The sequence below is a fragment of the Kribbella sp. genome (assembly GCF_035687465.1).
GTDB lineage: Bacteria > Actinomycetota > Actinomycetes > Propionibacteriales > Kribbellaceae > Kribbella.
Map to the genome: position 1 here is coordinate 21,391 of NZ_DASRXP010000324.1, position 7,121 is coordinate 28,511.

At 68.4% G+C, this 7,121-nt stretch carries 8 protein-coding genes; 5 read left to right on the forward strand and 3 right to left on the reverse strand.

Features of this window, described 5'->3' with window-relative positions; translation table 11 throughout:
• The first annotated feature begins 31 nt into the window (after nucleotides 1-31).
• The gene (locus VFG33_RS16860) at nucleotides 32-808 is read left to right on the forward strand and encodes an alpha/beta fold hydrolase (RefSeq protein ID WP_325053824.1); all 777 of its coding nucleotides are present in this window, start codon (nucleotides 32-34) and stop codon (nucleotides 806-808) included.
• Nucleotides 805-1,251 (forward strand): YdeI/OmpD-associated family protein, encoded by a 447-nt coding sequence (locus VFG33_RS16865; protein ID WP_325053825.1) that lies wholly within the window; start codon nucleotides 805-807, stop codon nucleotides 1,249-1,251. Before VFG33_RS16860 ends, VFG33_RS16865 begins: the two co-directional genes overlap by 4 nt.
• A gap of 85 nt (nucleotides 1,252-1,336) precedes the next feature.
• On the opposite strand, the gene VFG33_RS16870 is transcribed toward VFG33_RS16865, so the two are convergent.
• Nucleotides 1,337-1,960 carry a superoxide dismutase gene (locus VFG33_RS16870; protein WP_325053826.1) on the reverse strand — a complete coding sequence of 208 codons (624 nt, stop codon included), beginning with the start codon at nucleotides 1,958-1,960 and terminating at the stop codon, nucleotides 1,337-1,339.
• A gap of 478 nt (nucleotides 1,961-2,438) precedes the next feature.
• Between VFG33_RS16870 and VFG33_RS16875 the strand changes: the two genes are divergently transcribed.
• A complete protein-coding gene (locus tag VFG33_RS16875) occupies nucleotides 2,439-3,080 on the forward strand; it encodes a hypothetical protein (RefSeq protein WP_325053827.1) in 642 nt (213 codons plus the stop codon).
• A gap of 90 nt (nucleotides 3,081-3,170) precedes the next feature.
• Here the strand turns inward: VFG33_RS16875 and VFG33_RS16880 are convergent, their stop codons facing one another.
• Both VFG33_RS16880 and VFG33_RS16885 read right to left on the reverse strand, forming a co-directional pair.
• Nucleotides 3,171-4,004 (reverse strand): alpha/beta fold hydrolase, encoded by an 834-nt coding sequence (locus VFG33_RS16880; protein WP_325053828.1) that lies wholly within the window; start codon nucleotides 4,002-4,004, stop codon nucleotides 3,171-3,173.
• A gap of 76 nt (nucleotides 4,005-4,080) precedes the next feature.
• A complete protein-coding gene (locus VFG33_RS16885; RefSeq protein ID WP_325053829.1) occupies nucleotides 4,081-5,022 on the reverse strand; it encodes an NADP-dependent oxidoreductase in 942 nt (313 codons plus the stop codon).
• Nucleotides 5,023-5,137: 115 nt separating this feature from the next.
• On the opposite strand from VFG33_RS16885, the gene VFG33_RS16890 reads away from it, so the two are divergent.
• Nucleotides 5,138-5,494, forward strand: coding sequence for a winged helix-turn-helix transcriptional regulator (locus VFG33_RS16890; protein ID WP_325053830.1), 357 nt, complete (start codon nucleotides 5,138-5,140; stop codon nucleotides 5,492-5,494).
• 120 nt (nucleotides 5,495-5,614) lie between these two features.
• On the forward strand, nucleotides 5,615-7,121 hold a 1,507-nt coding region (glyQ, locus tag VFG33_RS16895; protein ID WP_325053831.1), incomplete at its 3' end, for a glycine--tRNA ligase subunit alpha.

Genomic DNA, 7,121 nt, shown 5'->3' on the forward strand with positions numbered 1-7,121 from the left:
AACGGCATCGGCCACTGACTAGGAGGACATCATGGAGAAGGTCACTTCGGCTGACGGCACCGCGATCGCGTACGACCGGCTCGGTGCCGGGCCCGCACTCGTGCTCGTCTGTGGCGGATCGGTGGACCGGATGTCGAACGCCCCGCTGGCCTCGCTGCTCGCGGAGGACTTCACCGTCTACAACTACGACCGGCGCGGCCGCGGCGACAGCGGTGACGGCGAGGTCTATGCGATCGAGCGGGAGTTCGAGGACCTGGACGCGATCATCGCCGCTGCGGGCGGTTCGGCCCACCTGTACGGCACCTCGTCCGGAGCCGCGCTGGCCCTGCTGGCGACTGCGGCGGGCCGTCCGGTGAACCGCCTCGCGCTGTGGGAACCGCCGTACATCATCGAGGGCACGCGGGAGCGTCCGCCGGCCGACACCGCGTCGATCTACCGGGCGTTCGTGGCGGAGGGCCGCCGCGACAAGGCCGCGGAGTACTTCATGGCCGAGGTGGTCGGGCTGCCGGCCGAGTTCGTCGCGATGGCGAAGGAGTCACCCTGGTGGCCCGCGCAGGAGGCGATCGCCCACACCCTCGCATACGACGCGACCGTGATGGGTGACTACTCGGTGCCGACCGAGGCGATCGCCAGGATCACCGTGCCGACCCGCGTCCTGACCGGCGGCGCCGCTGAAGTGTGGATGTGCGCCGGGAACAAGACGGTGGCGGACCAGTTGACCGACGGCAGTCAGCAGATCCTGCCGGATCAGCAGCACAACGTCGACCCCGCAGTACTGGCTCCCGCACTGAAGGAGTTCTTCGCATGAAGTTCCGGACGGTCCTGCAGGGGACCGCGGTGACGGGGATCGTGATTCCGGCCGAGGTGATCGATGCCCTGGGCAAGGGGAAGAAGCCGCCGGTGGTGGTGACGATCGGCGGGTACAGCTACCGGAACACCGTGGCGGTGATGGGCGGGCAGTACATGGTCGCGCTGAGCAAGCAGCACCGCGCGGCGGCCGGGGTCGCGGGTGGGGAAGAGATCGACGTCGAGATCGTGCTCGACACCGAGCCGCGGGAGGTCGTCGTACCGGCGGACTTCGCGGCGGCGCTCGACGCGGAACCGAAGGCGCGGGCGTTCTTCCACGGCCTCTCCGCCAGCCAACGCGGCTGGTTCGTCCTCGGCATCGAGGAAGCGAAGAAACCAGAAACCCGCGCGACCCGCGTCACCAAGGCCGTCGCCCGCCTAGCCTCCGGCCGCGGCCAACGCTGACCGCTCGCGACCTTCGTTGCGTCCGAAGAAGTGGAGGGACGTCCCGCCAGTTCTTCGGACGCAAGAGGTCGTTCAGAGGGGTCGGTCAGAGGGTGATGAGGCCGCCGGCGTTGGCGCGCGCCGCGTCGAAGCGGGCCTGGGCGTCGGCCCAGTTGACCACGTTCCACCAGGCCTTGACGTAGTCCGGCTTCACGTTCTTGTACTGCAGGTAGAAGGCGTGCTCCCACATGTCCAGCATCACGATCGGGATCTGGCCGGCCGGCAGGTTGCCCTGCTGGTCGTACAGCTGGTGGATCAGCAGCTGACCCTGCAGCGCGTCCCAGCCGAGGATCGCCCAGCCGGAGCCCTGGATCGTGGTCGCGGCCGCGGTGAAATGCGCCTGGAACGCGTCGAACGAGCCGAAGGCCTCGTCCAGCGCGGCGGCCAGCTCGCCGTCCGGCTTGTCGCCACCGTCCGGGGACAGGTTCTTCCAGAAGATCGAGTGGTTGACGTGGCCGCCGAGGTTGAAGGCCATCGTCTTCTCCAGCCCGACGATCGAGCCGAAGTCGCTCTTCTCGCGGGCCTCGGCCAGCTTGTCCAGGGTGTCGTTCAGAGCCTTCACGTAGGTCGCGTGATGCTTGTCGTGGTGAAGCTCCATGATCTCGCCGGCGATGGACGGCTCCAGCGCGCTGTAGTCGTAGGGGAGATCGGGAAGCGTGTACGTAGTCAACTCTGCTCCTTCGTCAGGGCCCCGGTGGGCCGGTCAGCTGCGAGTCCAGGGTGTGCGGTGGTCCGGTGCCCGTCCGGGCACCCGGCCAACCCACGCCCTGCAGTCTCTACCTTGAAACTTCAACCAGTGTTGAGGTCAAGCGGACATTCGGGCATCCGTCGCCTCCAGGTCGAGCAGTGCCGGCGATGACGTCGAGACATCACCACCGACTCCTAGTCTGCCCCGTCCCTCCACAGCTCCGTAGGCGGCCTCACGGCTCACCCCCGTACTGCGCTCAACCGGTGCCCAGGCCCCGCAGTGTCAACCCCGCTAACTCCAGTACTGCGGTCGCTCGGGCTGCCGTTCTCTCATCCAGCACGACCGCGGTCGAGAGGCGTGGTGGCTCAACTCACACCCAGCTCCGCGGCGAGTGCGCTCGAAGTACGGTCGCAGTGCTGGCCGGCAGAGACAACGGCGGACCCCCGGCGCAAGATGAAGCATGACCATGAAGCGGGGGCCCACCAGCCGCTGGAAATCAGAGCAGGTGATCATCGCGGTCATCGGCGGTGTCGTCGCGATAGTCGTCGCCGTCCTCGGTCTCATCGGTGTCTTGGGTGGTGATGACCAGGGTCCGGCCGGCGGTACGAGTCCAAGCATTCTGAAGAGCGGCGGCACGCCTCAGATACTGATCAGTACGACCACCTTCGAGGCTCGTTCCGATGGCAGCGTCGAGATCGGGGTCATCGGCACCGTGCTGAACTTCGGGCCTGACGACCGCCTGTACGCCGTCGCGCAGCCGCCGGCAAAAACTTCGTGGTGGGTCTCGCACGAGGTGTCACCGACTCTCGGCGGGGACTGGGTAGCGCAGATCGTGGCAACTGCACAGACCGGCCAGCAGTTGAAGGTCTTCGCGGTCCGGATCCCCTCCGAGTCCTACGAGCCACCCGATGCGACTACCGAACCGACCACCAGTTCGCCGACCGGAGAACCAACATCGCCGACCGGAGAGCCAACGCCGTCATCGGTTCCGTCGAGGGGTAGCGCCAGAGAGATCGAGGCAGCGCTTCGAGCCCGCGGCCCGGACGCGCGGTGGGTGAGCGGCCGGTCGAGTCAACTCACCGTCGCCGTCCCAACCCAGTGAAGGCGTGCGGCGCGATGAGATGGTAGGGCCGCGCGCGGAGCTGACGCAACGCGCAAGCTCGTTGCGTCAGCGGCTGCGGTTGTCGATTGCTCAGGGGTTGAGGTGCTTGGGCCAGGTCGCACCCAGTACTTCGCGCAGCCGGGCTGCGAAAACGTCTGGCTGATCGGCAAAGCCGGTGTGGTCGCCCGGGAACAGCGCGGGTTTCACGCCCAGCTCCGCGGCGAGCGCGCTCGCAGTACGGTCGCAGTGCTGGTCGGTGGAGTCCTCGCCGATCCCGACCACGATACGGACCCCGCTGTCTCGCAGAGCGGCGAGGTCGGGCTGCCAGCGGATGCTCGCCCGCATCTCGTGCTCGAACCAGAACCGCTCGTCCGCCACCGTCTGCGGATCCCGCTCGCCGCCGAACATGCCCTCCAGTGCCTCGGCGGGCAGGAAGATGTTGGCTGCCTCGAAGAACTTCTTCCAGGCGCCGAGCACGTCCCCGCCCAGATAGGTCGCCATCAGGTCATCGGACCGCGCCCGGAGCTGGTCGCGGTCGTCGAGCAACTCGTCGAGCGGTGGCTCGTGCGCGATCACCGTGCTGACGAGTTCGGCATGGTTCTGGGCCAGGGCGAGCACGCTGACCGCGCCGCCGCTGGAACCGAGGACGGTCGCCGGTCCGGCGCCGAGCTGGACCAGCAGGCGGGCGAGGTCGTCGGCCCGCTGCTCCGGGGTCGAGCCCTCGGCGGGGTTGTCGAGCGGGCTGCGGTTGATCCCGCGCGGGTCGGTGGTGAGCACGGTGTGGTCGGTGGCGAGAAGGTCGGCCAGCGGTGCGAACGACCTGGCGTCCATCGGTGCACCGACCAGTACGACGAGTGGCCCGGCGCCACGGACTTCGTAGTACAGGGTGGCGCCGGGAATCTCGAGGGTCGAGCTGGTGATCATCGGGTCTCCTTGGGTGTGTAGTTGGAGACCCGACGATCGAGAAGACGGCCGATGGACATCGGCGCCGGAAAAAGCGTCAGATTTCGAGCACGAGCTTGCCCTGGGTCCGGCCGTCGGCCAGCTTCCGGTGCGCCTCGGCGGCGTCCGCCAGTCCGAAGACCTGCTCGACCTCGATCCGCACCTGGCCGGCCTCGACCAGAGCCGCGATCTCGCCGAGCGCATGCCCGTCCGGTTCCACCAGGAACGGCTTGACCCGTACGCCGGCCGCCTCGGCTTGCGTGAGCAGTTCGGGCGAGGTCCCGGACGGTACTGCGACCAGCAGGCCGCCCGGCTTGAGCACCTTCAACGACTGCGCCAGGGTGGTCTCACTCCCGATCAGGTCGACCACGAGATCGAGGTCGCCAGTCGCGTCCTCGACGGCCGTCGAGTGGTAGTCGATCACCTCGTCAGCGCCGAGGTCGAGCAGCCAGTCGTGCTTCGCCTTGCTCGCCGTCCCGACGACGTGCGCGCCCAGGTGCTTGGCGAACTGCACCGCCAGATGCCCGACCCCACCGGCAGCCGCGTGGATCAGCACCCGCTGCCCGTCCTGCAGCCCGGCCGCGGCGGTCAGGATCTCCCAGGCGGTCAACCCTGCCAGCGGGATCGCGGCCGCCTCGACATGGCTGAGGTTTGCCGGCTTCTTCGCGAACTGCCGGGCGGGCGCGGTCACATACTCGGCGTACGCCGATGCCGCGCGCGGGAACCAAGGCATCCCGTACACCTCGTCGCCGACCGCCAGGGTGTGGACGCCGAACCCGATCTCCTCGACGACACCGGACACGTCCCAGCCGAGCACGAACGGCGGCTCGCCGAGCACGCCGGCCATCCCGTGCCCCTCGCGGGTCTTGTAGTCGACGGGGTTCACCCCGGCCGCGTGCACCCGGACCAGTACTTCGGTCGGCAGCGGCTGTGGTCGCTCCAGTTCGACCACTTTCAGCACCTCGGGGCCGCCGAACTCGTGCTGGCTGATCGCCTTCATTTATGTCCTCCTAATTGGGGGCTGCTGGGGCTCCGGACGCTATCTCCAGGGCCCTACTTTCCCGCAAGGACTGCTACTATCCATCGGGAAGTACTACCGCGCGAGGAGCATTCCGATGACAGCCACCTGCCTGACCGGCCAGCACGACAAGCACGACGTGTACGCCGCCCAGTGCCCGTGTCGCGACGTCCTCGACCTGCTCGCGAACAAGTGGGCCGCTCTCGCCATCGGCGCGCTCGAAGACGGCCCACTCCGCTTCGGCGAACTCCAGCGCCGTCTCCAGGGCATCAGCCCCAAGGTCCTCACCGGCACCGTCCGCCGCCTGGAGGACTGCGGCTTCCTGCACCGCGAGATCTATCCGGCGGTCCCACTCCACGTCGAGTACTCCCTCACCGACCTCGGGCGCAGCGTCTCCGTCCCGTTGTCCAGTCTCCGCACCTGGGTGGAAGCCCACCTGCACGAGATCAGCTGACCCGTTGCCCGTCGCCGGGGCCTGGCGGTCCGGAGGCCGGTCCGGGGCGAATAGACTTTGCAGTCCCGATCCCCTGATCCCGGAATCTCGACCGAACCTGAGGTTGTTGTCGTGCTCACGATGCAGGACGCGCTGCTCGCGCTGACGAAGTACTGGACCGACCGCGGCTGCATGATCGTGCAGCCGTTCAACACCGAGGTGGGGGCCGGCACGCTGAACCCGGCGACCATCCTGCGGGTGCTCGGTCCCGAGCCGTGGCGGGTCTCGTACGTCGAGCCGAGTGTCCGGCCGGACGACAGCCGGTACGGCGAGAACCCGAACCGGCTGCAGACGCACACCCAGTTCCAGGTGGTGCTGAAGCCGGACCCGGGCAACCCGCAGGAGCTCTTCCTGGCCAGCCTCGAAGTGCTCGGCATCGACATCCACGCGCACGACATCCGGTTCGTCGAGGACAACTGGGCGAACCCGGCGACCGGGTCCTGGGGTCTCGGCTGGGAGGTCTGGCTGGACGGTCTGGAGATCACCCAGTTCACCTATTTCCAGCAGGCCGGCGGGATGACGCTGGACCCGGTGTCGGTGGAGATCACCTACGGCATCGAGCGGATCATGATGGCGCTGCAGGGCGTCGCGGACTTCAAGGAGATCGCCTACGCACCGGGGATCTCGTACGGCGAGGTGTTCGGCCAGGCGGAGTACGAGATGAGCCGCTACTACCTCGACGACGCGGACGTGGACAGTCAGAAGCGGCTGTTCGAGGAGTACGCGGCCGAGGCCCGCCGGATGCTCGACGCCCGGCTGCCGGTCCCCGCGCATGTCTACGTACTGCGCTGCTCCCACACCTTCAACGTGCTCGACTCCCGAGGCGCGGTCAGTACTACGGAACGCGCGAAGGCCTTCGGCAGGATGCGCACCCTGGCCCGTGAGGTCGCGCAACTGTGGGCCGAGCGGCGGACCGAACTCGAGCACCCACTGGGGATCGCCGAGCTCCCCGACGCGGCTCCGCTACCTACCGAGTTCCCCAAGGTCAGCGGCACCCGTCAGCTGCTGTTCGAGATCGGCACCGAGGAACTGCCGCCGTCCGAGGTGACCAAGACCGCGGAGGCGGTGCGCAAGGCGCTCACCGAGAAGCTGGCCGCCACCCGCCTCGGCCACGGCACTGTCAGCACCTATGCCACCCCGCGCCGCGTGGTCGCGTTCGTGACCGAGGTGCAGGCGGTCGAGCCCGACGCCGAGCGCGTCGCCCGCGGCCCGAAGAAGGCCGCGGCATTCGATGCCGAGGGCAACATCACCAAGGCGGCCGCCGGGTTCGCGCGCGGCCAGGGCGTCGACGTCGAGCAGTTGCACGACCTCGAGGTGGACGGCGTCCAGTACGTCGCGGTGACCAAGCCCGACCCGGGTCGCGGTGCGGCTGAGGTGCTCAGCGGCGTGCTCGCCGAGATTGTCTCCGGGCTGCGGTCCGACAAGAACATGCGCTGGAACGACTCCAAGCTGTCGTTCACCCGGCCGATCCGCTGGCTGGTGGCCCTCCTTGGCGACCAGTTGGTACCGGTCTCGGTGTCGACGCTGGCCGCCGGCCGCACCACCCGCGTGCACCGGAACGCCGCGCAGCCGGTGGTGGAGATCGCCG

Coding starts and splice junctions, on each gene's coding strand:
- VFG33_RS16885 (WP_325053829.1), bottom strand. CDS start 5,022: ATGAAGGCGATCAGCCAGCACGAGTTCGGCGGCCCCGAGGTGCTGAAA.
- VFG33_RS16865 (WP_325053825.1), top strand. CDS start 805: ATGAAGTTCCGGACGGTCCTGCAGGGGACCGCGGTGACGGGGATCGTG.
- VFG33_RS16880 (WP_325053828.1), bottom strand. CDS start 4,004: ATGATCACCAGCTCGACCCTCGAGATTCCCGGCGCCACCCTGTACTAC.
- VFG33_RS16875 (WP_325053827.1), top strand. CDS start 2,439: ATGACCATGAAGCGGGGGCCCACCAGCCGCTGGAAATCAGAGCAGGTG.
- VFG33_RS16860 (WP_325053824.1), top strand. CDS start 32: ATGGAGAAGGTCACTTCGGCTGACGGCACCGCGATCGCGTACGACCGG.
- VFG33_RS16890 (WP_325053830.1), top strand. CDS start 5,138: ATGACAGCCACCTGCCTGACCGGCCAGCACGACAAGCACGACGTGTAC.